Origin of the sequence: Streptomyces sp. SID12488, from assembly GCF_010548275.1 — a bacterium.
Taxonomy (GTDB): domain Bacteria; phylum Actinomycetota; class Actinomycetes; order Streptomycetales; family Streptomycetaceae; genus Streptomyces.
The window spans coordinates 144,690-168,872 of the sequence record NZ_JAAGLT010000021.1; the positions used below are offsets into that span (position 1 = coordinate 144,690).

At 70.1% G+C, this 24,183-nt stretch carries 25 protein-coding genes and 2 pseudogenes; 13 read left to right on the plus strand and 14 right to left on the minus strand.

Features of this window, described 5'->3' with window-relative positions:
* The first annotated feature begins 6 nt into the window (after positions 1-6).
* Positions 7-972: a pirin family protein gene (locus G3I56_RS28240; protein WP_164413744.1), complete on the plus strand. Its 966-nt coding sequence runs from the start codon at positions 7-9 to the stop codon at positions 970-972.
* 76 nt (positions 973-1,048) lie between these two features.
* Here G3I56_RS28240 and lpdA read toward each other — a convergent pair whose 3' ends face one another.
* The 3 genes from lpdA to G3I56_RS28255 form a co-directional block, all read right to left on the minus strand.
* On the minus strand, positions 1,049-2,461 hold the full coding sequence (gene lpdA, locus G3I56_RS28245; RefSeq protein ID WP_164413746.1) for a dihydrolipoyl dehydrogenase: 1,413 nt from the start codon (positions 2,459-2,461) through the stop codon (positions 1,049-1,051).
* Between the two features lie 63 nt (positions 2,462-2,524).
* On the minus strand, positions 2,525-3,079 hold the full coding sequence (locus G3I56_RS28250; RefSeq protein ID WP_164413748.1) for an enoyl-CoA hydratase/isomerase family protein: 555 nt from the start codon (positions 3,077-3,079) through the stop codon (positions 2,525-2,527).
* A 326-nt stretch (positions 3,080-3,405) separates the two neighbouring features.
* Entirely contained in the window at positions 3,406-4,008 is a 603-nt protein-coding gene (locus G3I56_RS28255; RefSeq protein WP_164413750.1) for a TetR/AcrR family transcriptional regulator, read from the minus strand.
* Between the two features lie 166 nt (positions 4,009-4,174).
* On the opposite strand from G3I56_RS28255, the gene G3I56_RS28260 reads away from it, so the two are divergent.
* A complete protein-coding gene (locus G3I56_RS28260; protein WP_164413752.1) occupies positions 4,175-4,888 on the plus strand; it encodes an SDR family oxidoreductase in 714 nt (237 codons plus the stop codon).
* A gap of 454 nt (positions 4,889-5,342) precedes the next feature.
* Here the strand turns inward: G3I56_RS28260 and G3I56_RS28265 are convergent, their stop codons facing one another.
* From G3I56_RS28265 to G3I56_RS28280, 4 genes are all read right to left on the minus strand, one after another.
* Positions 5,343-6,023 (minus strand): enoyl-CoA hydratase/isomerase family protein, encoded by a 681-nt coding sequence (locus G3I56_RS28265; RefSeq protein ID WP_343240072.1) that lies wholly within the window; start codon positions 6,021-6,023, stop codon positions 5,343-5,345.
* A gap of 123 nt (positions 6,024-6,146) precedes the next feature.
* The gene (locus G3I56_RS28270) at positions 6,147-6,953 is read right to left on the minus strand and encodes a strictosidine synthase (protein ID WP_164413754.1); all 807 of its coding nucleotides are present in this window, start codon (positions 6,951-6,953) and stop codon (positions 6,147-6,149) included.
* 33 nt (positions 6,954-6,986) lie between these two features.
* On the minus strand, positions 6,987-7,853 hold the full coding sequence (locus G3I56_RS28275) for an alpha/beta hydrolase (RefSeq protein WP_164413756.1): 867 nt from the start codon (positions 7,851-7,853) through the stop codon (positions 6,987-6,989).
* 92 nt (positions 7,854-7,945) lie between these two features.
* Positions 7,946-8,941 (minus strand): NADP-dependent oxidoreductase, encoded by a 996-nt coding sequence (locus G3I56_RS28280; RefSeq protein ID WP_164413758.1) that lies wholly within the window; start codon positions 8,939-8,941, stop codon positions 7,946-7,948.
* A 148-nt stretch (positions 8,942-9,089) separates the two neighbouring features.
* On the opposite strand from G3I56_RS28280, the gene G3I56_RS28285 reads away from it, so the two are divergent.
* Positions 9,090-9,713 (plus strand): TetR/AcrR family transcriptional regulator, encoded by a 624-nt coding sequence (locus G3I56_RS28285; RefSeq protein WP_164413760.1) that lies wholly within the window; start codon positions 9,090-9,092, stop codon positions 9,711-9,713.
* 226 nt (positions 9,714-9,939) lie between these two features.
* Here the strand turns inward: G3I56_RS28285 and G3I56_RS44130 are convergent, their stop codons facing one another.
* Both G3I56_RS44130 and G3I56_RS28295 read right to left on the minus strand, forming a co-directional pair.
* Positions 9,940-10,110, minus strand: coding sequence for a hypothetical protein (locus G3I56_RS44130; RefSeq protein ID WP_239135137.1), 171 nt, complete (start codon positions 10,108-10,110; stop codon positions 9,940-9,942).
* 257 nt (positions 10,111-10,367) lie between these two features.
* Positions 10,368-10,719 (minus strand): annotated as a pseudogene (locus G3I56_RS28295) (aldo/keto reductase); the annotation flags it as partial.
* 112 nt (positions 10,720-10,831) lie between these two features.
* On the opposite strand from G3I56_RS28295, the gene G3I56_RS28300 reads away from it, so the two are divergent.
* The 6 genes from G3I56_RS28300 to G3I56_RS28325 all read left to right on the plus strand — a co-directional run bounded on the left by G3I56_RS28300 (position 10,832) and on the right by G3I56_RS28325 (position 15,013).
* Positions 10,832-11,428 (plus strand): TetR/AcrR family transcriptional regulator, encoded by a 597-nt coding sequence (locus G3I56_RS28300; protein ID WP_239135138.1) that lies wholly within the window; start codon positions 10,832-10,834, stop codon positions 11,426-11,428.
* A 60-nt stretch (positions 11,429-11,488) separates the two neighbouring features.
* Positions 11,489-12,160, plus strand: a complete 672-nt coding sequence (locus tag G3I56_RS28305; RefSeq protein WP_164413762.1) for an enoyl-CoA hydratase-related protein — start codon at positions 11,489-11,491, stop codon at positions 12,158-12,160.
* A gap of 676 nt (positions 12,161-12,836) precedes the next feature.
* Positions 12,837-13,571: a FadR/GntR family transcriptional regulator gene (locus G3I56_RS28310; RefSeq protein WP_164413764.1), complete on the plus strand. Its 735-nt coding sequence runs from the start codon at positions 12,837-12,839 to the stop codon at positions 13,569-13,571.
* 79 nt (positions 13,572-13,650) lie between these two features.
* Complete coding sequence (locus tag G3I56_RS28315) at positions 13,651-14,127, plus strand: MarR family transcriptional regulator (RefSeq protein ID WP_164413765.1); 477 nt, start codon at positions 13,651-13,653, stop codon at positions 14,125-14,127.
* On the plus strand, positions 14,124-14,621 hold the full coding sequence (locus G3I56_RS28320) for a winged helix DNA-binding protein (RefSeq protein WP_164413766.1): 498 nt from the start codon (positions 14,124-14,126) through the stop codon (positions 14,619-14,621). Before G3I56_RS28315 ends, G3I56_RS28320 begins: the two co-directional genes overlap by 4 nt.
* A gap of 41 nt (positions 14,622-14,662) precedes the next feature.
* Positions 14,663-15,013, plus strand: coding sequence for a tetratricopeptide repeat protein (locus tag G3I56_RS28325; RefSeq protein ID WP_164413768.1), 351 nt, complete (start codon positions 14,663-14,665; stop codon positions 15,011-15,013).
* A gap of 76 nt (positions 15,014-15,089) precedes the next feature.
* Here G3I56_RS28325 and G3I56_RS28330 read toward each other — a convergent pair whose 3' ends face one another.
* Complete coding sequence (locus G3I56_RS28330) at positions 15,090-16,514, minus strand: PepSY domain-containing protein (protein WP_164413770.1); 1,425 nt, start codon at positions 16,512-16,514, stop codon at positions 15,090-15,092.
* 218 nt (positions 16,515-16,732) lie between these two features.
* Between G3I56_RS28330 and G3I56_RS28335 the strand changes: the two genes are divergently transcribed.
* Positions 16,733-17,374: a peptide deformylase gene (locus G3I56_RS28335; protein WP_164413772.1), complete on the plus strand. Its 642-nt coding sequence runs from the start codon at positions 16,733-16,735 to the stop codon at positions 17,372-17,374.
* Between the two features lie 32 nt (positions 17,375-17,406).
* Here G3I56_RS28335 and G3I56_RS28340 read toward each other — a convergent pair whose 3' ends face one another.
* The gene (locus G3I56_RS28340) at positions 17,407-18,852 is read right to left on the minus strand and encodes an NAD(P)/FAD-dependent oxidoreductase (RefSeq protein WP_164413774.1); all 1,446 of its coding nucleotides are present in this window, start codon (positions 18,850-18,852) and stop codon (positions 17,407-17,409) included.
* A gap of 127 nt (positions 18,853-18,979) precedes the next feature.
* On the opposite strand from G3I56_RS28340, the gene trxA reads away from it, so the two are divergent.
* The gene (gene trxA, locus G3I56_RS28345; RefSeq protein ID WP_164413776.1) at positions 18,980-19,357 is read left to right on the plus strand and encodes a thioredoxin; all 378 of its coding nucleotides are present in this window, start codon (positions 18,980-18,982) and stop codon (positions 19,355-19,357) included.
* Between the two features lie 118 nt (positions 19,358-19,475).
* On the opposite strand, the gene G3I56_RS28350 is transcribed toward trxA, so the two are convergent.
* The 3 genes from G3I56_RS28350 to G3I56_RS28360 form a co-directional block, all read right to left on the minus strand.
* Positions 19,476-20,921: a benzaldehyde dehydrogenase gene (locus G3I56_RS28350; RefSeq protein WP_164413778.1), complete on the minus strand. Its 1,446-nt coding sequence runs from the start codon at positions 20,919-20,921 to the stop codon at positions 19,476-19,478.
* Positions 20,922-21,145: 224 nt separating this feature from the next.
* Positions 21,146-22,192, minus strand: a complete 1,047-nt coding sequence (locus G3I56_RS28355) for a LacI family DNA-binding transcriptional regulator (protein WP_203690829.1) — start codon at positions 22,190-22,192, stop codon at positions 21,146-21,148.
* 287 nt (positions 22,193-22,479) lie between these two features.
* Positions 22,480-23,172: a TetR/AcrR family transcriptional regulator gene (locus G3I56_RS28360; protein WP_164413782.1), complete on the minus strand. Its 693-nt coding sequence runs from the start codon at positions 23,170-23,172 to the stop codon at positions 22,480-22,482.
* A gap of 117 nt (positions 23,173-23,289) precedes the next feature.
* Between G3I56_RS28360 and G3I56_RS28365 the strand changes: the two genes are divergently transcribed.
* Together G3I56_RS28365 and G3I56_RS28370 are read left to right on the plus strand one after the other, a co-directional pair.
* Entirely contained in the window at positions 23,290-23,847 is a 558-nt protein-coding gene (locus G3I56_RS28365) for an NAD(P)H-dependent oxidoreductase (protein WP_164413784.1), read from the plus strand.
* A 132-nt stretch (positions 23,848-23,979) separates the two neighbouring features.
* Positions 23,980-24,183, plus strand: a pseudogene (locus G3I56_RS28370) (IS5/IS1182 family transposase); the annotation flags it as partial.

Below are 24,183 nucleotides of genomic sequence, written 5' to 3' on the forward strand. Positions count from 1 at the left end.
TGCGCCATGAGCAACCTTGACCGCGCGCCCGTACCCAGTGTCTGTGGCGGCCGCGGATTCGTCGTCGCCGAACCCGTGCGCGAGCTGCTGAGCCCCCGGCGCGTAAGGCTCGGGGAGGGCACCGAAGTACGTCGGCTGCTGCCGAACCTCGGCCGGCGCATGATCGGCGCGTGGGCCTTCGTCGACCACTACGGGCCGGACGACATCGCCGACGAGCCCGGCATGCAGGTGCCGCCGCACCCCCACATGGGCCTCCAGACGGTGAGCTGGCTGCACGCGGGCGAGGTGCTGCACCGTGACTCGACCGGCAGCCTCCAGACGATCCGCCCGCGCGAACTGGGCCTCATGACCTCCGGCCGGGCCATCAGCCACTCCGAGGAGAGCCCCGCGTCCCACGCGCGGTTCCTGCACGGGGCGCAGCTGTGGGTCGCCCTGCCGGACGGCCACCGCCACACCGACCCGCACTTCGAACACCACGCCGGCCTGCCCACGGTCACGGCACCCGGCGTGACGGCGACCGTGATCCTGGGCGACCTCGACGGCGCGACCTCGCCCGGCACGACGTACACCCCCATCGTCGGCGCCGACCTGACACTCGCCGCCGACGCCGACGTACGCCTCCCGCTCGTACCCGACTTCGAGTACGGGGTGCTGGCGATGTCCGGGGAGGTGCACGTCGACGGGGTGCCGGTGCTGCCGGGCTCGATGCTCTATCTCGGCTGCGGTCGCACCGAACTCCCGCTGCGCGCCGCGTCCGACGCGAGCGTGATGCTCCTGGGCGGTGAGCCGTTCGAGGAGGAGTTGATCATGTGGTGGAACTTCGTCGGGCGGACCCAGGAGGAGATCGTGCAGGCTCGCGAGGACTGGGCGAAGGGGACCCGGTTCGGCGAGGTGAAGGGTTACGACGGCGCCCCGCTCCACGCACCGACTCTGCCCGAAACGCCGCTGAAGCCACGGGGAAGGGTGCGCTGACCAGGCGAAATGCACTCCAACCAGGCCCGCCGTCCGGGCCAGGAGTCGTCGATCCTCCGCTCGACCTGTTGGCCTGCTACATGTTGATCATGTGGCCGGCGAGGCCGTGGACCGCTTCCTTGACGGCCTCACCCAGGGTGGGGTGGGCGTGGACGTTGCGGGCGACCTCGTGGACCGTGAGGTCCCATTGCTGGGCCAGGGTCAGTTCGGGGAGGAGTTCGGTGACGTCGGGGCCGATGAGGTGGGCTCCGAGGAGCTCGCCGTACTTGGCGTCGCTGATCAGCTTCACGAAGCCGGTCGCATCCCCCAGTCCGTGGGCCTTGGCGTTCGCGGTGAACGGGAACTTGGCCACCTGGACGTCGAAGCCCTTCTCCCTCGCCTGGGCCTCGGTGTAGCCGAAGCTGGCGATCTGCGGCTGACAGAAGGTGGACCGCGGGATCATCACATAGTCCAGCTCCATGGTCTCCGCGTCCGCGATCGTCTCGGCGGCGACCACGCCCATCGCCTCGGCAGCGTGCGCGAGCATCAGCTTCGCGGTGACGTCCCCGATGGCGTAGATGTGCGGCACGGAGGTGCGGCAGCGGCCGTCGACGTCGATCGCGCCGCGCTCGGTGACCCGCACGCCGGTCTTCTCCAGGCCGTAACCGGTGACGTTCGGCGCGAAGCCGATCGCCTGCAGGACCTTGTCGGCCTCCAGGATCTGCTGGGCGCCGTCCTTGCCGGTGACCGTGACCCGGACCTGCGGGCCGGACTCGTCGATCGACTCGACGCGGGTGGAGGTGAGGACGTCGATGCCCAACTTCCGGTACTGCTTGGCCAGTTCGGCGGAGACCTCGGCGTCCTCCAGTGGGGCGATCCGGTCCAGGAACTCGACGATCGTCACCTTCACGCCGTAGTTGTGCAGCACGTACGCGAACTCGACACCGATCGCACCGGCCCCCGCGATCACGATCGACTGCGGCAGGTCCTCGGCGAGGATCTGCTCCTCGAACGTCACCACGCGCGACGTACGGCGGGTGCCGGGCAGCAGCTTGGGGCTCGCCCCGGCGGCGATGACGCAGTCGTCGAAGCCGATGGTGCGGGTGTTGCCTTCGCAGTCGGCCACCTGGAGCGTGTGCGGGTCGAGGAACGTGCCACGACCGCTGATCTCCGTGATCTTGTTCTTCTTCATCAGGTAGTGGACGCCCTTGACCCGGCCGTCCGCGACCTTCCGGCTGCGGCGGAAGGCCTCCCCGTAGTCGAAGGAGACCTCACCCTCGACCTTGATGCCGAAGGTCTTCGCCTCGCGCGTGAAGATGTGCGCGAGCTCGGCGTTGCGCAGCAGGGCCTTGGTGGGGATACAGCCCACGTTCAGACAGACGCCGCCCCAGTACTTCTCCTCGACGACCGCGACGCTCTTGCCCAGTTGGGCGGCCCGGATGGCGGCTACGTACCCGCCGGGGCCCGCGCCGAGTACGACGACGTCGAAGCGCTCACCCTGCTCGTCCATGGACGGCTTCCTTTCCACTGGGGCCACCGGCTCCCGCGAGGGGCCGGCTCGCTCCCGATCGAACTACCTGTTCATCAAAAAGACAGCGGCGGCATCCGCCACCGCCCGCCTCAGGGGAGCCGGTGCAGAAGAGAGGCACCCATATGGGTCACTCCCAATCCCACCGGAATTTACTTTTCCATACCCGGTCGGCAGCGTCACGACCAGCCCATCACCCCGGCCGCACGCGACCGACGAGCGCGCAGGGGGACCTGCGCGAAGAATCACATCACGCGCTCCCTCCTGCACGACCAGCTCCCTGTGCGAGGCCATGCCCTGCTCACCGGCGGACATGCTCAGGCCGACAGTGTCCGTCAGCCGAGCGGCGCACGTTGCCAGCTGGGGATGCGGTCCTTGTCGACCAGGGCAGCACGGACACCCTCCAGGAAGTCCGGGGAGCGAACGGTCGTGCGCGGGGACGAAGTGCGTTGCCAGCCCTGTGTACAGCGCGTCGGCCGCGTCGAGCCGGTGACCGGTCAGTCCCAGGTACATGCCGATCGCGCCGGGCAGCCTCGGCAGGAAGTAGCTGGCTCCGGCATCCGGAAAGAACCCGATCCCGGTCTCGGGCACCGCCAGCACCGCTCGGCCTGCGCCTCATCGAGCGCGGCCCGGAGGGATGGGCGCTGACGGACATCGGGAGAGCCGTCTCGGAGAACGCGCGTGCGATCGAGGAGGCCGTCGACCGCGTCGCCGACACCGTGGCGGGTCAGGACTCGCCGTCTGTGCACGGTACGGTGCGCGTCAGCGCCCCCGACGGTTTCGGCACCGTCTTCGCCACACCCGCCCTCGTACGGGTACGCCGACGGCACCCCCGGCTCCAGGTCGAACTCATCGTGCAAGGCTGCCGACCGTCCCCTTGGCAAGATCACTCCGATGATCGCCCGGGTCTGCGGCTGGGCCGCGCTTCAGCGAGGCAGCAGGACCTCGATCTGCCCCCGGATGTCCTGCGCGATCTCCTCGACGCTCAAGCCGATGTTCACGCTCGCCGCCATGCTGAGGAACATCACGGCGGACACGATGTGTGCCAGCGTCACGGCGTCGCCCTCTGTGACCCGCTCGTCTCGGCGCAGCACGGCGGCGATGGCCTCCTCTGTCTGCGCGACGATGGCGAGTGCTTCGCTGTGCCGGGGCTCCTCGGGGTCGCCGAAGGCCATCTCTCGCAGGTAGGTGCGTCCGTTGTCGATCTGGGTGCGGTTGCACTCCACGATCGGTTGGACGATCGTCAGCACCGCATCCAGCACGCCTGGGACGGTCTCGGCGTCCGCCCGGCCCCGCTCGAGCGCTTCGGCGTACTTGGCGTTCTGCACAAGCAGGAGGAGTTCACCCTTGGTCTTGGCATAGAGGAACAGGGTCCCGGTGCCGATGTCGGCCTTGTCGGCGATCTGCTGGGTCGTGACCTCATCGACGCCGTGTTCGGCGAACAGTTCGCCGGCGGCAGCGACAATGCGGTCGAGCTTTTCCTGCTTGTTCCGCTCGCGCCGTCCGACCGACTGGGGGGCGACAGACATGGCGGTGTCCTCCAGGAATAGATTCTGACTGTACTCAGTTATGATGACAGTCAGAATCGCGTGGGCTCGGATGTGGCTCCGCTCATTCTCCCATGGTGGGCCGGGCAGTCATTGGTCCGTCCATTCGCTGCCACGCACCTCACACCCCCTGGAAAGAAGAAACACCATGCCCTCTCTCGATGGAGCAGTAGTCCTCGTCACCGGCGCCAATGGCGGGATCGGCACCCACTTCGTCCACGACGCCCTGGCGCGCGGCGCCGCCAAGGTCTACGCCACCGCCCGTACCCCCCGCGCCTGGGACGACGAACGCATCGTCCCCCTGACCCTCGACGTCACCGACCCCGCGTCGATCGCCGCCGCCGCCACCGCCGCGTCGGACGTCACCGTCCTCGTCAACAACGCGGGCGCCAACCCGCCGAGCGCGAGCCTGCTGGACGTCACCGAGGCGGACATCCGGGCAAACATGGAGACGAACTTCTTCGGACCGGTCCTCCTCGCCCGCGCCTTCGCACCGATCCTCGCCGCCAAGAAGGGGTCAATCCTCATCGATGTGCACTCCGTTGCCAGCTGGTATGCCTTCGGTGGCGCCTACAGCGCGTCCAAGGCCGCACTGTGGTCGGCCACCAACTCGCTGCGCATCGAGTTCGCACCCATGGGCGTCCACGTGACGGGTGTGCACATGGGCTACGTCGACACCGGTATGGCCGCGCACGCCGACGGCCCGAAGATGCCGCCGACGCAGCTGGTGACGACGGTCTACGACGCCGTCGAGGCCGACGAGTACGAGGTCCTGGCCGACGAGTTGACCCAGGGGGTCAAGGCGGCTCTGAGCGGCCCGGTCGAGGCGCTTTACCCGGACCTGCGCAGCACGAACGCCTGAGCCTGTTCTTCGGTCCCGACGTGATCTCCTCACGCCGGGACCCGTGGTCCATGGCGTTCGAACGGTAGGCCGGCGTCGAGGAGGCGTGCACCGTCGCGGTCGCCGAGCCGCCGATGATATCGACGGTCGATCCAGCAGCGGCCCGATCAGCAGCGGGGCCCCACCGTGGTGACAGACCATCGCGGCTCCCGGACCACGGGCTCAGGCGGTACCAGGGGCCGCGGGTTCGGCCCGCTCCGTTGTCGGTGAACTCGGTCACACCGGATGATGCTCGGCGAGCACGTCGCCGAGCATCATCCGGTGCAGTTCGTCCAGCGACCGCCAGGGCACTCCCCCTGACACCACTCGCGGCATTGGCGGCAGGTACAGGCTGACGTCGGAAACCGGGTGGGCCCCGCGACAAGCGAGGACAGCCGCGGCATCTGCTGCGTCCGTGCTCGCTGCTTGACGGGTGTCAGCGTTGCCGGTTGGCGATGCCGATGTAGTGCCCGAGCCGGTACTCGAAGTCGATGCCGGCCTGTTCGACGACGGCCTGTTCGACGACGGCCTGTTCGACGACGGCCTGTTCGACGACGGCCTGCGTGCCGGCGGCGCGGGTGAGGAACCCGGGGAGGGTGAGGGATCGGGTGAACTCGCCGTACGCGGCGACCAGGTCCGCGTCCGGGGGCAGGGATGCCCGGTTGATCTGGGCTTTGGCTGAGGCGAGTGAAGTGCGGTCGAAGGCGGCGAGCCGGGCGGCGACGGTGCCGACGAAGGCGTCGAGTTCACTGTCGGGGAGGGCGCGGGTGATCCAGCCCCAGCGTTCGACGGTGTCTGCGTCGTAGTCGTCGCTGGTGAGGATGGCTTCCAGGGCGCGGTCGCGTCCGATGGCGCGGGGCAGACGTTCGGTGCCGCCACCGCCGGGCAGCAGTCCACTACCGGCCTCCGGCTGCCCGAAGATCGCTTTCTCCCGGCTGGCGCAGCGCAGATCGAGGGCGAGGGCGAGCTCGTTCCCGCCGCCGCGGGTGCGTCCACGGATGGCCGCGATGGTGATGTACGGCGCTCTGGAGAGTTCCAGGACCAGATTCGTCCATGCCGGCACCGCGTCCGGGTCCTCGGGGGCGGGGAAGTCGGCGGCGGCCAGGTCGAAGCTCACCCATGGCTGGTTCCAGATGCATGGTGGGTATCAGACGGCGACGGGGCGCGAGGAGGGCCAGGAAGCCGTGGCGGATGGATTGCCGAGCGGATCCGGCGGTCCCGCGTCCCATCTGCGCGCCGCTCACTCCTCGTAACGCGGGAGGATTTCGCCGTTCTTGACGTAGGTGAGGGCGGCGGTGACGTCGTAGGCGTGGATCGCGGAGACCAGCGGTGCCAGCCGGTTGGACAGGTCCTCGATCACGTCGCCGGTGAAGAAGGCGTCCCGTGCCGCGGTGTCGGTGAACCCGAGGCTGACCGAGGCGTGGAAGTGCTGGTCGTGGGGGTTGTCGTGGGCGACGTCCGGGGTGTCCCAGAGCTTTTCGATCCAGGGCAGGAACGTCTGCGTGCGCAGCTCCTTCAGCACTCCGGTGCCGGCGAGTGCGGGGGCGAGCTGCTCGTTGACGAACTTCCGGAAGGCGCCGGCGCCGACGCCGTCTCTACGGCGCAGGTAGACGAGAGTACGGGCGCCGACCGTCTGTCCGGGGCCTGCGACGTCGTACCAGCGGGATGAGTTCGGCGGGCCGGTGTAGAGCAGGGTGCGGCGGAACACGTTGATCTCGTCGGCGTAGGCCAGCTTCGTCTGCTTGCGCCCTTTCAGGGGTGCGAGCGCCGACTGGAAGGTGACTTCCGCGACGCCGTCGATCTTCCGGTCGGCGGGGATCGCGGTCTGGACCCCCTCGGTGGTCGGCCACAGGCCCGTGTTGTGCTCGGCGAGGTGGATCTGCCGGTACTCATTCAGGCCCGGGGTGGCGGAGATGATCCCTGAGTGCGGGCCCTTCCAGTGGTCCATGCCCCTCTGGCGGGGCTGGTCGGTGCGCACCCACAGCAGGATCGAGGAGGTGAGGTGCTTCTTCACTTCCAGGGACGTGGCGGCCGGTGACGTGCTCATGGTGCTGCCCTTCTCTTCCTGGTCAGGCGGCGGTCATCGGGCCAGGAACTCGACCGCCACGGGGGCGAACTCCTGGTGGTACTGGAAGATGCCGCCGTGCCCGGAGTCGGGGTAGATGATCAGCTCACTGCCCTTGATGCGCCGGTGCAGGTCCTCCGACAGGACCGAGGGGACCATGCGGTCGTTGTCGCCGTTGGCGATCAGGGTGGGCTGCGTGATCGTCGACAGGTTGTCGGGGGTGGAGCGCCCCCACTTCTTGATCGCCTTCAGCTGCGTCTGGAACGCCTTGGTCTTGATGTCCGCGTCGCGGTCGACGGTGCGTTCCTTGAGCCGGTTGACGAACGCGCGCGCGGCGGGCTTGCCGGTGGCGTTGCGGTTGAAGAACAGGAACTCCTTGGGGTCCGACCGGGTCAAGGTGGCGCGCAGGATGTCCCAGTAGGTGACTCTGGCGACCTTGTCCATGTCCTTGCCGCCCTTGGGCCCGGTGCCGGTGAGGACCAGCTTGCGGACGAGCTCGGGGTGCTTGACCACCAGGGCCTGGGCGACCATGCCGCCGAGGGAGAAGGAGAAGACGTCGATCTTGTCGAACCCGAGCGCCTTGACGAAGGTGTAGGCGTCGTCGGCCATCGCCTCGACACTGTCCGGCACCTGGCCGGTGGACGCTCCCACACCGCGGTTGTCGAAGGCGATGACGTGACGGCCCTTCGCGACGGGGTCGATGATGCGGGGGTCCCAGTTGTCCAGGGTCGCGGCGAGGTGGACGAAGAAGACGACGGGGATACCGCCCTTCGGGCCCAGCTCGCGGTAGGCGTAGGTGACGCCACCGGCACTGACGGTGCGGGCCGGGGCCTTCGCGTAGGAGGTGATGACGGCTTCGTTCGGGGTATCGGTGCTGCTCATGACGGATTCTCCTCGTGTGTCCTGTGTCGCTGTGTGTCTTGTGTCGCTGCGTGTTCTGTGTCGCCCGTCGCGGTTGCGGCGGGTGAGCTGGGTCAGCTGTTGCCGATGACGGCCTTGCCGCGGATGCCCCCCTGGGACAGGGACTGCAGCGCCTGGGGGGTCTGGTCGAAGCGGACCACCTTTCCCACGACCGGGCGCACCACGCCCTGGTCGATGAGGGTGGTGATCTGGCGGAGCTGGTCGCCGCTGGCGCGCATGAGCAGGAACTCGTACGTCACGCCGAGCTTCTTCGCCTGCCTGCGGATCTTGCCGCTCAGGCCCGCGACCGCCAGGCGCAGCAGCGGGTTCAGGCCGGCCTCACGCGCGAACGCGGGGTCCGGGGGGCCGGCGATCCCGATGACTTTGCCGCCGGGCTTGAGTACCCGCAGGGACTTCTCGAGAGTCTCCCCACCGAGGCTGTCCAGCACCAGGTCGTAGCCGGTCAGGAGCTCCTCGAAGTCCTGGGTGCGGTAATCGATCACCGTGTCCGCGCCGAGCGCGCGCACGAAGTGCGCGTTGGAACCGCTGGCGGTCGTGGTGACGCTCGCACCGAGGTGCGCGGCGAGCTGGATCGCGATCGAACCGACCCCGCCGGCGCCGGCGTGGATGAGAATCTTCTGCCCGGGCCGCACCTTCCCGCGCTCCACCAGCGCCTGCCACGCCGTGAGCGCCACCAGCGGCAGCGAGCCCGCCTCTTCCATGCTGATCGAAGCGGGCTTGAGCGCCAGGTCGCCCTCCGCGACGGCGATGCGCTCGGCGAACGTGCCGATGCGGTCCTGGTCGGGCCGGCCGTAGACCTCGTCTCCGGGCTTGAAGCCGCGAACTGCCGTCCCGACGTTGATGACGGTGCCCGCGACGTCGTTGCCCAGGATCAGCGGCAGCTTGTAGGGCAGGATCTGCTTGAACTCACCGGCGCGGATCTTCTCATCCAGCGGGTTCAGCCCTGCAGCCTCCACCCGGACGAGCACGTCGTGCTCCCCCACGGTGGGCTCGGGGACGTCCGCCTCCTGCAGCGGCTCCTTGTACTTGGTGATGACGAACGCTCTCATGGGGCGCCTCTCCTTACATTCATCCTATTTATCCGTATTTAAGGCCGGCTCGGCCATTCAGCGAGACATCCGGGGCCTCGCCCCTCTCAATCAATCCGAGTACACTCAACTATGAGCGCACTCAGAATTATTGTCAAGGGAGGTCCCCATGGGACGCGGTCACATGCCGATCGGGCGCCGCGAGCGGGCCAAACAGGCCAAGCGCGAGCGCATCATGACCGCGGCCCGCGAGCTGTTCGCCGAACACGGCGTCAGCGGGGTCACGACGCAGCAGATCGCCCACCGGGCCGACGTCGCGATCGGCACCCTCTACCTGTACGCGTCCACGAAGGCCGAGTTGCTGATCATGGTGCAGAACGAGAAGTTCGCCACCTCCATCGACGTCGGCCTCGCCGCCGCGAACGCCGCCGTCGGGCAGGGTGTGCTGGAGCCGGTCGTCGCTCTCATCCGTCCCGTGGTGGAGTGCCTGAGGGAGCACACCGAGAACGGCCGCACATACCTGCACGAACTCGTCTTCGGCGACCCGGCCGAGCCCTACCGGCAAGCGGGCCTGGCCCTTGCCGACCGCCTCGAGGACGGCATCACCGGCCTGCTCACCCGCGACGAGTACATCGATGCCGCCGACGCGGCGACGCTGGCGCGGGTGATCACCGCGATCATCCACATCAGCACCACCGCCACCGTGCACCTGCCCCGCAGCGACGAAGCCGTCCTCTCCGACATCCGCGACCAGATCCACACCACCCTGGCGCCCCACCACCGCGCGGCATGACGATCACACCGTGGGGCAGCCGAGTTGCACTGGACGGGCATGAGCACGCACGACAACGACACCGAGGCCTCCCGGCATTGCTCGGTTCGATTCGCGTTTCCGAACCACCGTGCCGCCAAGATCAGTTGAGGGACGGCTACGAACGCCGCATCAACGGCTCGGAACCGCAGCCGCTTTGCGCCGGCGCCTGCCCCCGGAGGATTGGGCTCGCGTCGGTCGGCTGCGGTCAGGCATCCAGGCCCCGCGCCTCCGACTGGTCACTGTTGCCGTGTGTCAGTGACGCGAGAATTTCCTTTCGGCAGACATCGAGGATTTCGTCCGCCAGCAGAGAACCGTCCGGGCAGGCCCGCGACAACATGACCGCTCCGACCGAATGGGCGAGCATGTCGATCACCATGGCGCGGGCCGCAACCCGGTCCACCTCCCCCGGCGTGTCGCCCTGGGCCCGGAGGACCGTCAGCAGGTTCTCGATCCCTGCCGCGAACTCTGTTTTGATGTCCGCCGGCTGACGCGCGGCGTCGCCACTGAGGGCCGCGATGGTGCAGCCATCACCGCGCCCGTCGCGATGCTCCCGTGAGACGTAGCACTCGACGAACTCGGCGGGGTCCAGACCTTCCGCCCGTGCCGCGGTCTGCGAGAGCCCACTTGCTCGGCGCCGTAGTAGTCGCCGAAGGGCTGGTGGATCAGGTAGAGGTCGAGGTGGTCGAGACCGAGGCGGTCGAGCGAGCGGTCGAAGGCGCGCTCGGCGCTGTCCTGGCCGTCGTCCTGGACCCACAGCTTGGTGGTGATGACAGTTCGTCGCGGGGGATGCCGCCGGCGGCGATGGCCCGGCCCACGGCTCGCTCGTTCTCTTACGCCGCGGCGGTGTCGAGCAGGCGGTAACCGGCTTCGAGCACAGCCTCGACCGCCTGTTGGGTCTGGTCTTCGGGATCTGGAAGACACCGAAACCGAGGATCGGCAGATGCACACAGTTGTTGAGGGAAACCTGGGGGACCGTGCTGGTCATGGCCGAGACCGCTACCCGATCCCCTCTTGCATGTTCTATGCCATGCCCCATAAGTTACCGGCAGGTAGCTCGCTCGGCGAGCCATTTCGACGCCGGGAAGGGTGGTGGGCGGATGAGTCCGCGCAGGAGTGACAGCCGTGACCGGATGATCCTCAGCGCTGCCGCTCTGCTGCGTGAGTACGGGGCAAGCGCGACCAGCATCGACCGGGTGCTCGCATACAGCGGAGCCCCTCGGGGCTCGGTCTATCACCACTTTCCCGGCGGGCGGACGCAGCTCATCGACGAGGCGGTGGCACTGTCGGGGGACTTCATCTCGGGTCTGATCGACGCCGCCACGCGGTCGGACGATCCGGTGGAGGCCGTCGACGCGTTCTTCGCCCTGTGGCGCGACCGGCTCGTGGAGAGCGGCTTCAGGGCCGGCTGCCCGATCGTGGCGGTGGCCGTCGAGACCAACGACGACGCACCCCAGCTCGCCCTCTCGGCCGCCGCCGTCTTCGCCCGCTGGCAGGAGGCGCTCGCGGCCCTGTTCGTCCGGCACGGCCTGACCGAGGAACGCAGTCGGAGGCTTGGTTCCTTCATCATCGCCGCGGTCGAAGGCGCGGTGATCATGTGTCGGGCCGAGCAGAGCACCGACCCGATCGAGGCAGCCGCCGCCGAGATCCACGACCTGCTCCTCTACGCCCTGCGAGAGCGCCCCAGGGCCGAATGAGGGCCCCGGCCGCGATCCGCAGCCACTTGACACCAGTCAGCTCAGTTCGAAGGAGTCCCCATGCCCTCACTCGACCGCCACGACAACGTCTTCGTCCTCGACCTCGGAGACGGAGAGAACCGTTTCCACCCCGACTGGCTCACTGCTGTCGGTGCCGCGCTCGACGAGGTGGAGAAGGCGGAAGGCCCCCGCGCCCTGGTCACCGCCGCCACCGGCAAGTTCTACTCCAACGGACTCGACCTGGACTGGCTGTTCGCCCACGCCGACCGGTACAACGACTACGTCGTCTCGGTCCATGAACTGTTCGCGCGGTTGCTGTCGCTGCCGGTCATCACGGTGGCCGCGCTCCAGGGGCACACCTTCGCCGCCGGCGCGATGTTCTCCCTCGCCCACGACTTCCGCGTCATGCGCGCCGACCGCGGCTACTGGTGCCTGCCCGAAGTGGACATCAGCATCCCCTTCACTCCCGGCATGGCCGCCCTCATCCAGTCCCGGCTGGCGCCACAGACCGCCCACGAGGCCATGGTCACCGCCCGCCGCTACGGCGGCTCCGACGCCGCGGCGGCCGGCATCGTCGACCAGTCGGTCACCGAGGACGCCGTGCGCTCCACCGCCATCGAGATCGCCCAGACGCAGGTGGCGAAGGCCGGCGACACGCTCGGCACCATCAAGGCCCGCATGTACGCCCCGGCCCTGGCCACCCTGCGCGACACCACCAACCCGCTCGGCTGACCAGCGCCCCGCCAACCGGCCCACCCCGCGCCCTTGGGCACTTCCGCCCCGGGCGCGGGCTGCCCCCACTGCCCACCGCGCGACCCGCGCGACCCGCCCTACGGCCACACGTCGCCGGCGCGTTCATCAGACCCGGCCGGTTCACACGTGGGACAGCAGGGAACCCCGCAGCGGGCCGGATGAGCGCGCCGGTCGGCCGCGATCCGACGGGCACTCCGTCCACGCGCCGGATCCGTACGAAGGCCGGGTCTTCGACGACCTCGCTCGATGACCCCGTCGCGGGTCCCGAACCCGGACTCCGCCGCCTGTCTCCCGGTCGTCGGCCGATACCGGATCCTGTACAGGTGAGGGCACTTCGACCACCTCGACCGCGTATGCTCGCACTCCTTGAAGCACGACCCCGTCCCACGGGCCGACGAACCCTGGGCCACAGTCGGCCAACTCCTCGTGACCTCTTCGGCCGTGCTCAGGAAGAGATCCAGGATCGTCTCCGCGCGCCGACCCTGCCCGGGACAACCGCTGAAGCCACGGGGAAGGGTGCGCCGAAGAGGGAACTCCGAGCCGCCGGTCCCGGGCGCTCGGAACCCGCTCCCCCTCGTCTCTGGGACGATCTTCGCGCCCAGGAACTGATCAGGTCGGACGCGCCCGATGAGGGCGGTCGTGGAAGGAGTTCGCGTTGTCACTGACGGACAGGGCCATCGAACAGATCCGTGAGCTGATCCGCACCGGCGCCCTGCCACCCGGATCGAAGCTCCCGCCGGAACCGGAACTGGCCGCCCAGCTCGGCCTGTCCCGCAACCTTGCCCGCGAGGCGGTCAAGGCTCTCGCCGTCGCGCGGATCCTGGAGGTCCGACGGGGCGACGGCACATATGTGACCAGTCTGCAGCCGAGGTTGCTCTTCGAGGGCCTCGGCGGGGCGGTGGAACTGCTCCAGGGGGACTCGGCCGCCCTGCAGGACCTCATGGAGGTACGACGGCTCCTCGAACCCATGGCCACCGCGCTCGCCGCCACCCGGATCTCCGACGAGCAGCTCGCCGAGGTCAAGGGCCATCTGGACGCCATGCGCGAGGCCCGCGACGACGTCGAGCGGCTCAACGCCCACGACGCGGCCTTCCACCGCGCCGTCGTCTCGGCGACGGGCAACGACACGCTGCTCACTCTCCTGGAGGCGATCTCCGGCCGTACGCTGCGCGCCCGCATCTGGCGTGGTCTGGTCGACGCCCAGGCCGCGGGCCGCACCCTTGCCGAGCACGAGGCGATCTACCGGGCGCTGTCCACCCGTGACGCCTCCCTCAGCCAGGCCGCCGCCCTGCTGCATGTGAGCAGCACCGAGCAGGGGCTGAGAGAACACCTGCGCTCCGCCGACCCCCTCACCTACCGAACGCCGACGACAGCCGCCACCGACACCTGACCGTCGCGGCCCGTCGACGCCACCGTGCTTCGCGGGAATTTAGTAGCCATGTACATAGTAGCCATGTACAGTATCGACCATGAGTCCGACATCCGAGGGCGCGACCCCCGGCTACCTGGTCTGGCGTCTTTCGACGAAGTGGCGCGTGGCCGTCGACCGGGCGGTCGCCCCCCTGGGGCTGACCCACGCGCAGTACGCACTGGTCGCCTCGCTGCACGGCATGCGGCGCGCCGGTCAGCGCCCCAGCCAGCGGCAGCTCGCCGACCACACCGGCCTCGAACCGCTCTACGTGTCGAAGCTCGCCCGTGCCCTGGAGACCGCCGGTCTGCTCGAACGCACCCGGGACCCGCAGGACCCCCGCGCGGTGCGGCTGGCCCTCACAGAGGAGGGAAGCGAAGTCGCCCGGCGCGCGATCAAGGTCGTACAGGGGCTGCTTCAGCAGTTGCTGGAGCCCCTCGGTGGTCTGGACAGCGAGCGCACCCGGGACTTCACCCGCGAACTGGCACTACTGCTCGACACCCCGCTCCACGCCGACCCCGAGAAGGAGCAGTCATGACCTCACCCAGCGCACCCACCGCGGCCCCCACGCCCGCGACTCCCGGCGCACCCGCGCTGAATCCCCGCGTCATAGCACTCGCCCACTACGCCGGGCGGGCGATCCTCGAAAACGTGCTGGCCCGGCACGGCGCCACCTTCCAGCAGTCGGTGACGCTCAGGCTCGTCGCCGTCGCCGACGGGCCCGTCGACCGCGAGCGGCTGGTCGGTGAGGTCGTCGACGCGCTGAAGACCGATGAGGCAGCCGTGCGCTCGGTCGTCGCGGAACTCGTCGAGGGCCGGCTGCTGGCAGCCGAGTCCACGACCTCGCTCACCATCACGGACGCGGGACGCGAGCTGTACGGCACCACGAGCGCCGAGACCGCCCCGATCTCCGCGCGGATCTACGCCGGTATCCCGGACGGCGATCTGGCCACCGCCGGCCGGGTGCTGTCGCTGATCAACGAGCGGGCGAACGCGGAGCTGGCCGCCATGGCCGGACCAGGGGTGGAATGAACGACCGCTCCGGCCGGTTACCGCCACCGAAGGAGGCACGAGTGGAGACCACGACGTACACGTACTACGACCACGGAACCGCCGCCGAGCGCTGGGAGCGGGCGGGGCAGTTCTTCGACGCCAAGGACTACGCCGGCGCGGCGCGTGTTCTGGACGGGCTGGTCGAGGAGGTGCCGGAGCAGACCGCACCCCGGCTGCTGCTGGCCCGCGCCTATTACCACTCGGCCCAACTTCAGCGTGCCGAGGCCGAGTTGCGCGTCCTCGTCGAGCGCGACCCGGTCGAGCAGTACGCCCGGCTGATGCTCGGGCGCACGCTCCAGCGCCAGGGTCGCCACGAGGAGGCCGCACCGCACATGAAGCTCGCCTCGGCCCTCGCGGGCGACTTCGAGTAGATCCCCGCACGACGGACACGATGGACAGGACGGCCCGGTTCCCCAGCTCAAGGAGGAGAGCCGGGCCGTCTCGTCTCTACTTCGCGCCGGCCTGCTCCCCGCGTGTGCGCCCGCCCCGCCGGTGGTCGATCTCGCCCAGGATCACGTCGACGGCGATGAAGGCGGCCAGCGGAATGCCGAGCAGCGGAACGTAGTAGCCCACTACGGCCACGCCCGCCATCAGCGTCACGAGGAGCAGTGGGGGCACCTGCTGCCAGGCGCCGCGCGGGATCGGGCGGCCGAAGGCGGAGGCCCGGCCGCGCTGCCACCACATGCGGTATCCCCACAGGATGAGCAGGACGAGCGAGAGCGCGAGGGCCATCAGCGCGAGCTGGTTGACGATCCCGAACAGGACCCCGGTGTGCGCGTCGATGCCCCAGCGGGTCAGTTTCGCGAGCACCGGGTAGTCCGCGAACCGGAGGACGTCGAGGACCTCGCCGGTCGACGGGTCCACGGCGACCGCGTCCTGCTTGGTCGGCCAGCTGCGCTGGATCTGCTTCACGACGTACGCGGAGGACTCGTCCGCGGGCGGAACGATCTCGACGGGGTCGCCCAGGCCCTCTGCGCGGGCGGCGGCCAGCACCTTGTCGAGGCCGACGCCGTGCTCGCCGGTGCTCCCGGCACCGGCCGCCGCGCCATGTCCCGTGTGCTCGCCGCCCGCCGCCGCCGAGACGGACGGGGTGGACTGGCCGAGGGAGGTGCGCAGGACGTCGATGTTGGCGCCCGCGTACGTCGACCAGGTCAGGCCGGTGGCGGAGAGGAAGATGAAGCCGGCCGAGGCCCAGACGCCGACGGTGCCGTGCAGACCGAGGGTGCGGCGGCGTCCGCTGGTGCCGCGCACCTTGCGCTGGGTGCGGCGGCGGGCGAACCACAGCACCAGGCCGCCGCCCGCGATCACCCACAGCCAGCTCGCCGCGAGTTCGCTGTAGAGGCGGCCGGTCTCACCGAGGTGCAGATTGCGGTGGAACTCGCTGAGCCAGGTACGCAGGGGCAGCGCGCCCGTCGACCCGTACTGCTCGAGCGCGCCCTCCACCTTCGCGGTGTACGGGTCGACGAACACGGCGAGCGTGTGGTCCGCACCGACACCGGCCACACCGGACAGCATGACCCTCGTCGTGGCGTCGTCCTCGGGCGAGGGGCGTACGGCCGCGACGGTGCCCTCGGGATGGGCCTTGCGGGCCGCGGCCACCTGCTCGGAGATCGGCAGCTTGGTGTCGCCCACGGAGACGGTGAACTCGTCGGCGTAGATGATCTTCTCGGCCTGGAAGGAGGCCGCGTACAGAGCACCGCTCAGGGCGGCGACCAGCAGGAACGGGGCGACGAGCAGGCCCGCGTAGAAGTGCAGCCGAAGGACGAGCGGGCGGAGGGTGGCGGCTGCGGACGGTCTCGCCGGGGCGGAGGGTTTCGACGAGTCCGGTGCGTCCGGGACTTCGTCCGTCGTGGTCGTGGGAGCGGTGGACATCGGCGGGCTTCTCCGGTGGGCTGAGGACGGTGAGCGGGGAAGACGGCAGTGGGGGTGCACGGCTGTAAGGGTGTACGGCGGTGGGCGACTGGACGGCGGTAGGACTGTGGGGACGGTTCAGTAGTCGGACCGCCGGGCCGTCGAGTTCCCGGCCCTGCCAGTGGCGTACGTCACACAAGTGGGCGCCGGGTGTCGGAGGTGCGTGACATCCTGGCGCCATGGCAACTCCCCATGACCCGAGCACCCTTGCCGACCGGGTCGAACGACTCCTCGCCGTCGGCGGCCCCTTGCCGATCGTCGCCGCCGGTGATCCGGTACTGCGCCGTGGCACCGTGCCCTACGACGGGCAGCTCGGCCCGGAGCTGCTGGCCCGCTTCGTCGAGGCGCTGCGCGAGACCATGCACGCCGCACCGGGCGTCGGTGTGGCGGCGCCGCAGGTCGGGGTGGAACTGCGGATCGCGGTCGTCGAGGACCCCGCGCCGGTGCCGGAGGAGGTGCGGGTGGCGCGTGGGCGTGTGCCGCTGCCGTTCCGGGTGCTGGTGAATCCGTCGTACGAGGCGGTCGGCACCGACCGCGCCGCGTTCTTCGAGGGCTGTCTGAGCGTCCCGGGCTGGCAGGCGGTGGTGTCCCGGCCCGCGACGGTACGGCTCACGGGCCAGGACGAGTACGGGCACGCGGTGGACGAGGTGTTCACGGGGTGGCCGGCCCGGATCGTCCAGCACGAGACCGACCATCTGGACGGCACGCTCTATCTCGACCGCGCGGAGCTGCGCTCGCTGTCGTCCAGCGCGGCCATGGCGGAGCGGTGGGCCCAGCCGACCCCGGCGCAGGCGGCCGAGGAGCTGGGCTTCCCCCTCTGACCGCTCGCCTCCTCCGACCGCCGGTGCTGTTCCTAGTTCTCCTGCTTCCCGTCCCGGTAGGCCTCCAGCAGCCGCAGCCAGACCTCGCTGATCGTCGGATACGACGGCACCGCGTGCCACAGCCGTCCCAGCGGCACCTCGCCGGCGACGGCGACGGTCGCCGAGTGGATCAGTTCGCCCACGCCGGGACCGACGAAGGTCACGCCGAGCAGGGTCTCGCGATCCAGATCGACGACCATGCGCGCACGGCCCCGGTAGCCGTCGGCGTACAGGCCGGCGCCGGCCACCGAGGAGAACTCCACGTCGACAGCGCGAACCCGGCGGCCCGACTGCTCCGCCTCGGCGAGGGAGAGGCCGACGGACGCCGCCTCCGGGTCGGTGAAGACGACCTGCGGGACGGCGCCGTGGTCGGCGGTGGCCGCGTGGGCGCTCCAGGGGGCGGGCTCCAGAAGCGGTGTGCCGGCCGCGCGGGCGGCGATGGCGGCGCCAGCGATCCGGGCCTGGTACTTGCCCTGGTGGGTGAGGAGGGCGCGGTGGTTGACGTCGCCGACCCCGTACAGCCACTCGCTTCCGGTGACCCGGAGGCTGTCGTCGACCGACAGCCAGGAGCCCGGCTCCAGGCCGACCGTGTCGAGGCCGATGTCGTCGGTCCGCGGGACACGTCCGGTGGCGAAGAGGATCTCGTCGGCCTCGATCCGGTCGCCGGTGTCCGTGACCGCCACGACGGTGCCGTTCTCCCTGGTCACCGACTGGACCGAGGTTCCCGTGCGGACGTCGGTGCCCGCCTCCGCCAGCGCCTCGGCGACCAGTTCGCCCGCGAACGGCTCCATGCGGGGCAGCAGGCCCTTGCCGCGCACCAGCAGGGTGACCCGCGAGCCGAGCGCCTGCCAGGCCGTGGCCATTTCGACAGCGACAACACCGCCGCCGACCACGATCAGGCGGCCGGGCACCGACTTGGCGCTGGTCGCCTCCCGGCTCGTCCAGGGCCCGACCTCGGCGAGGCCCGGCAGGTCGGGCAGTTGGGCGCCGGTGCCCGTGCACACGGCGACCGCGTGCCGGGCCGTCAGCGTCCGCGTCGAGCCGTCCTCGCCCGTCACGGTCACGGTACGCGCGCCGGCCAGGCGTCCCTGGCCCCGGTAGAGGTCGGCGCCGATGCTCTCCAGCCAGCCGAGCTGTCCGTCGTCCTGCCAGTTCGAGGTCTCGTAGTCGCGGTGGGCGAGGACCGCTTCGGCGTCCAGGGGGCCCTGGACGAGGTGGCGCAGGCCGGGCACCCGCCGGGCGTCGGCGCGGGCGATGACCGGGCGCAGGAGGGCCTTACTGGGCATACAGGCCCAGTAGGAACACTCACCGCCGACCAGTTCGCTCTCCACTATCGCGGTGGACAGGCCGGCCGCGCGGGTGCGGTCGGCCACGTTCTCCCCCACGGGTCCGGCACCGAGCACCACGACGTCGTACACGTTGGTTTCCGTTTCCGTCATGGGGTCAGTCTGGTAGGTGGCGTGGCCCGTGGCCACACGGGTATGGGCGCGGAATACGCGGTGGCCGGGCCGTGTTGTGCGAGCGCACCGGCAACGACCCGACAGCAGGAAGAAGAGGAACCAGGCCATGAGCAGCACCGTGGAGCTCACCAAGGAGAACTTCGACCAGACGGTCACGGAGAACGAGTTCGTGCTGATCGACTTCTGGGCGTCCTGGTGCGGGCCGTGCCGTCAGTTCGCCCCGGTGTACGAGAAGGCCGCCGAGGAGAACCCCGACCTGGTGTTCGGCAAGATCGACACGGAGGCGCAGCCGGAGCTGGCGCAGGCCTTCGGTATCCAGTCGATCCCGACGCTGATGATCGTCCGGGACCAGGTCGCCGTGTTCGCGCAGCCGGGCGCCCTGCCCGAGGCCGCCCTGACGGACGTCATCGGGCAGGCCCGGAAGCTGGACATGGACGAGGTCCGCAAGTCGGTCGCCGAGCAGCAGGCCCAGCAGGGCGAGTAGCCCGGCCGGGACCCGCGTCCCCGGTGGGCGCAGCCGCCAGGGGGCGCAGCCCCCAGGGGCGCGGGGAACTGCGCGACCAGCCACGACGGACTCGCAGGCGACGACGCACCGCAGCGTTCTAGAAGGGGTACGGCGCCACGTCCCCCCGCACAGTGGTCCACCGCACGTCAGTGAACGCCTCCAGGTTGGACTCCCCACCGAACCTCGCACCCGTGCCGGACGCGGCGACCCCGCCGAAGGGGGCCACGGCCTCGTCGTTGACCGTCTGGTCGTTGATGTGGACGATCCCGGTCGGGATGCGTTCGGCGAGGTCGAGGCCGCGTGAGGTGTCGCGGGTGACGATGCCGAGGGAGAGCCCGTAGGGGCCGGCCGAGGCGAGGGCGGCGGCCTCGTCGAGGGTGGTGAAGGGGCGTACGGGTGCGACCGGGCCGAAGACCTCCTCCGTGTAGGCCGGGGTCCGGTCGTCGACGTCGGCGAGGACTGTCGGCCGGTAGAAGAGGTCCTCGTGCGTGCCGCCCGCCGCGAGCCTGGCGCCGCTCGCCGTGCTGGACTCCACCAGGCCGTGGATCTTGGCGAGTTGGGAGCCGTCGATGATCGGGCCGAGGTGGACCTGCGCGCGGTGCGGGTCGCCGACGGCGAGGGAGTCGGCCTTGGCCGCGAGCCGCTCGACGTACTCCCCGTACAGCGACTGGTGGACGAGGTGCCGGCCGGTCGTCATGCAGATCTGGCCCTGGTGGAAGAAGGAGCCCCAGGCGGCGGTGGAGATCACCGCGTCGAGGTCCGCGTCCTCCAGGACGATCATGGCGGAGTTGCCGCCGAGTTCGAGGTGGGCGCGCTTGAGGTGGCGGCCGGCCGCCTCGCCGACGGCCCGGCCCGCCGCCGTGGAGCCGGTGAAGGAGATGACGGGCACCAGCGGGTCGGCGACCAGTGCCTGGCCCGCGTCGGGGCCGCCCGGCAGGATGTGCAGCAGGTCCTCGGGCAGGCCCGCCTCGGCGAAGACCGCGGCCAGGGAGAACCCACCGCAGACCGCCGTGCGCGGGTCCGGCTTCAGGACGACCGCGTTGCCGAGCGCGAGGGCCGGGGCGACGGAGCGGATCGAGAGGATCAGCGGGGCGTTGAACGGCGAAATGACGCCGACCACCCCGACGGGCACCCGCCGTGTGTAGGACAGCCGGGGTGCCTCCGAGGACAGCACCTGCCCGACCGGACGGGAGGCGAGGGCGGCGGCCTCGTAGCACTCCTGGGCGGCGACGTGCAGTTCGAACTCGGCCTTGCCGGGTATCGAACCGGACTCCCGGACGATCCAGTCGCGCAGCTCGTCAGCGTGCGCGGCGAACAGGTCGCCCGCCCTGCGGAGAACTCCGGCGCGCACGAAGTGCGGGGTGCGTGCCCAGGCGGCCTGGGCGGTACCGGCGGCCTGCGCGGCCGGTGCGACGTCCTCGCCGGTGGCGAGCGTGACCGTGCCGAGCGCCTCGCCGGTGGCGGGCTCGGTGACGGTGTACTCGGGGCCCGACAGGGGTCGGGCGGCATGGGACTGCCAGGTCTTGGGGTCGAGCAACGGCATTGCGGCTCTCCGTTTCGTCACCGGCGGGACGCGCGGAGCGAACGCGGGTCCCGTGTGGTTCGCGGCCGTTCGTCAGCCGCGGGGCGGGATGCGGTGATCCGGTGCGCGGCAGAGCAGCACGCGGCCTCCGGTGGTCGACGGCATCCCCACTGGTTGAGCGTGCAACATCCTAGTCACGCCGCACGAGAACCGCGCCGCCGAAGTCGCCGCCCGCGGACGACGGTTCAGCTGGAGTCGCGGTGGACGAGCGTCGCTCCGTGGACGTGGTGGGTCTCGACGTCGGCACCGGGGTTGCGCACGGCGCGGTCGACGAGTTCCGCGAGATCCCGGCCGGCCGGGAGTTCGATGTGCACCGTGCTCAGTCTGGGCCGCAGCAGCCGGCCGAGGACCAGGTCGTCGGCGCCGACCAGCGCCGTGTCGTCCGGGACGTTGACGCCCGCGTCCTGCAGGGCCCGCATCAGGAGCATCGCGTACTCGTCGTTGAACGCGAAGACGGCGTCCAGACCGAGTTCGGGCCAGCGGGCGGCGAGCCGGGCCGCGGACTCCTCCTCGTACGCCAGTGGCAGCACGGTCACCGAGGCGTCCGTACCCTCCACCGCGCTGCGCACCCCGTCGAGGCGGGGCTTGGAGAAGACCTTCAGCCCGGGCTCCTCGGGCACGACGACGCCGATCCGGCGGCGGCCACGGGCGTACAGATGCGCGCCCGCGACGCGGCCGACTCCGGCGTGGTCGACGAGCAGGCTGTGCGCACCCTCGATGCGCTCGGAACCGAGCGTGACGACGGCCCGGGCGCCGGAGCGCTTGAGGACTGCCACGCCCTCGGCTCCGATCCCGCCCACGGGCACGAGGACGGCGGCGGGCCGCAGTTCCGCCCAGGCCCGGGCGGCCTCGTCGCCGCGCAGGCCGACGGAGGCGTACTGGACGACGGTGTAGTCGAGGCGGCTGAGCGCCCACTGGAGTTCGTTGATGAACTGGCTGTAGAGCGGGCCGATCGGCACGCTCGGCGCGGGCATCAGGACCATACGGCTGTGTCCGGCCCGCAGACTGCGGGCCGCCGCGTGCGGAACGTACCCGAGTTCCTTCGCGGCCTCGTGGACGCGACGGCGGGTGGGTTCGCTGATCCGGACGGCACTGGTGTTGTTGAGGACGTAGGAGACGGTTGCGCGCGAGACGCCGGCCAGGCGTGCCACATCCGCGCTCGTGGGCACGGAGCGCGGCTGAGGCGTCGCCGGGACGGCCGAATTCGGTATCTGCACCATGACGTACGGCATCTTTGCAGAAGCTCGGGGCACAGTTTTGACCGGGGGAACTTCGCAATCGACCCGATAGCAAAGGCAGTTGACGAAAGCGCTTCAGGAAAGCGCTTTACTGAAACGCTTTAATAAGATCGTTTCCAGCGACCCGGGGCCCGTTGTACGACCACTTCACGACCGAACCCCGCACCGCCGCGCGGTGCACGCGCTTTCCGGACACGCGGAGTCAAGTCCCGGTCAGGTGCGACCGGTTGACCAATCACGCACGCCGGAGTGCGACCGGAGCAGTTGGCCGAAACTCGCCCTCAACACGAAGGCGTAGCGCCCGTGATCCGGTCGACGAGGTCGATCCAGCCCGCCTCGAGCCGCGTCGGCGGCATCCCGCACTGCTTGGTCAGGTGATGGATGAGAGCCGGATCCAGATATCCCATGAGCGTTTTCGCGAGGAGTTCGCAGTCGGCACCCGGGATCGCCTGGCGGAGCAGCATGGTGACGTGGGCGGACAGCACCATGCGCGGTGCGGAAGCGAAGCGGCGGCCCGGTTCACCTTCGGCGGCGAGTTGCAGTTCCAGTTCGTCGACGGCCCGGCGCAGCACCGCGACACCGAACGCGCGCAGCCGCTCCACGGGTGGCGCCCCGGGGCCGAGCGGCGGCGAACCGGTAAGGAAGGCGGCCTGGAGTTTCCGCTCGGAATGGTCGAGCAGGGCCATCAGCAGTCCGGTGCGGTCCCCGAAGCGCCGGAACACGGTCCCCTTGCCGACCTGCGCCGCGGCGGCCACCGCCTCCATCGTCACGCCGGCCGCGCCGAACTGCTCCACCAGCCGTGCGGCGGCCTCCAGCAGGCGGGCACGGTTGCGTGCGGCGTCGGCGCGCAGGCACGGCTCGTCGGCTCCGGCCTCGGCCACGGCCTCGGGGCCGACACCGGGACCCAGTTCCAGCAGCAGGTGCTCGCCGGCCCCCCGCTGGGGCTGCGGGAAGGGCGGCAGGGAGTCGGACATGAAGACAGCGTAACGCCTCGGAAGAAAACTGGACCACGGTCCGTTTCACTGGTAGAACTTCAAACGGACTTCGGTCCGGATCGTGACGACAACGTTTCAGCCCCTGTGGAGTCCCTTATGTCTGTTCGTATTCTCGCCCTCGTCGGCAGCCTTCGTGCCGGTTCCACCAACCGCCAGCTCGCCGAGGCGGCTGTGAAGCTCGCCCCCGAAGGCGCCGAGGTCGTGCTGTTCGAAGGCCTCGGCGACGTCCCGTTCTACAACGAGGACATCGACGTGGAGGGCAGCCTGGCGGCCCCCGTCGTCGCACTGCGCGAGGCCGCCAACTCGGCCGACGCGCTGCTGCTCTTCTCGCCCGAGTACAACGGCACGATTCCGGCCGTCCTGAAGAACGCCATCGACTGGCTGTCCCGCCCGTACGGCGCCGGCGCCCTCACCGACAAGCCGCTCGCCGTGGTCGGCACCGCGTACGGCCAGTTCGGCGGCGTCTGGGCGCAGGACGAGGCCCGCAAGGCCGCCGGCATCGCCGGTGCCAAGGTTCTCGACGCCAAGCTCGCCATCCCCGGCTCGCTGGTCCGTTTCGCCGAGACCCACCCCTCCGACGACGCCGAGGTCGCCGCGCAGCTGACCGAGCTCATCGGCCTGCTTCACGCCGAGACCGCGCCTGCCGCCGCCTGATCGACGTACGCATGGCGGAGGGCCGGAGCCGCACAGGACGCTGTTGGTTAATCCCGGCTCTCGCGTGACGTCGGCTCCCAAGACCTTGTTGTGGTCTTGGGAGCCGACGTTGTCGTATGGGGGGGGATGCCGATGTCGATGCAGCCGAGGGAGCCGGGGGAGATCCCGGTGGAGACGGTGCGGGTGGCACGGGCGGCCTTCCCGAAGGACAGTCTGGCGATCCGGGTCCGGGATGAGCTGGGCGTTCTGTTCGCCGATGAGCAGTTCGTCGGTCTGTTCCCGGTGCGGGGGAAGCCTGCTTGGTCACCGGGGCGGCTGGCGATGGTGCTGGTGTTG

Coding starts and splice junctions, on each gene's coding strand:
- G3I56_RS28350 (WP_164413778.1), bottom strand. CDS start 20,921: ATGCCGTTGCTCGACCCCAAGACCTGGCAGTCCCATGCCGCCCGACCC.
- G3I56_RS28285 (WP_164413760.1), top strand. CDS start 9,090: ATGGGACGCGGTCACATGCCGATCGGGCGCCGCGAGCGGGCCAAACAG.
- G3I56_RS28240 (WP_164413744.1), top strand. CDS start 7: ATGAGCAACCTTGACCGCGCGCCCGTACCCAGTGTCTGTGGCGGCCGC.
- G3I56_RS28255 (WP_164413750.1), bottom strand. CDS start 4,008: ATGTCTGTCGCCCCCCAGTCGGTCGGACGGCGCGAGCGGAACAAGCAG.
- G3I56_RS28275 (WP_164413756.1), bottom strand. CDS start 7,853: ATGAGCAGCACCGATACCCCGAACGAAGCCGTCATCACCTCCTACGCG.
- G3I56_RS28365 (WP_164413784.1), top strand. CDS start 23,290: ATGTCTGTTCGTATTCTCGCCCTCGTCGGCAGCCTTCGTGCCGGTTCC.
- G3I56_RS28355 (WP_203690829.1), bottom strand. CDS start 22,192: ATGCCGTACGTCATGGTGCAGATACCGAATTCGGCCGTCCCGGCGACG.
- G3I56_RS44130 (WP_239135137.1), bottom strand. CDS start 10,110: ATGGTGATCGACATGCTCGCCCATTCGGTCGGAGCGGTCATGTTGTCG.
- G3I56_RS28270 (WP_164413754.1), bottom strand. CDS start 6,953: ATGAGCACGTCACCGGCCGCCACGTCCCTGGAAGTGAAGAAGCACCTC.
- trxA (WP_164413776.1), top strand. CDS start 18,980: ATGAGCAGCACCGTGGAGCTCACCAAGGAGAACTTCGACCAGACGGTC.
- G3I56_RS28260 (WP_164413752.1), top strand. CDS start 4,175: ATGCCCTCTCTCGATGGAGCAGTAGTCCTCGTCACCGGCGCCAATGGC.
- G3I56_RS28280 (WP_164413758.1), bottom strand. CDS start 8,941: ATGAGAGCGTTCGTCATCACCAAGTACAAGGAGCCGCTGCAGGAGGCG.
- G3I56_RS28315 (WP_164413765.1), top strand. CDS start 13,651: ATGAGTCCGACATCCGAGGGCGCGACCCCCGGCTACCTGGTCTGGCGT.
- G3I56_RS28305 (WP_164413762.1), top strand. CDS start 11,489: ATGCCCTCACTCGACCGCCACGACAACGTCTTCGTCCTCGACCTCGGA.
- G3I56_RS28330 (WP_164413770.1), bottom strand. CDS start 16,514: ATGTCCACCGCTCCCACGACCACGACGGACGAAGTCCCGGACGCACCG.
- G3I56_RS28320 (WP_164413766.1), top strand. CDS start 14,124: ATGACCTCACCCAGCGCACCCACCGCGGCCCCCACGCCCGCGACTCCC.
- G3I56_RS28335 (WP_164413772.1), top strand. CDS start 16,733: ATGGCAACTCCCCATGACCCGAGCACCCTTGCCGACCGGGTCGAACGA.
- lpdA (WP_164413746.1), bottom strand. CDS start 2,461: ATGGACGAGCAGGGTGAGCGCTTCGACGTCGTCGTACTCGGCGCGGGC.
- G3I56_RS28360 (WP_164413782.1), bottom strand. CDS start 23,172: ATGTCCGACTCCCTGCCGCCCTTCCCGCAGCCCCAGCGGGGGGCCGGC.
- G3I56_RS28340 (WP_164413774.1), bottom strand. CDS start 18,852: ATGACGGAAACGGAAACCAACGTGTACGACGTCGTGGTGCTCGGTGCC.
- G3I56_RS28300 (WP_239135138.1), top strand. CDS start 10,832: ATGAGTCCGCGCAGGAGTGACAGCCGTGACCGGATGATCCTCAGCGCT.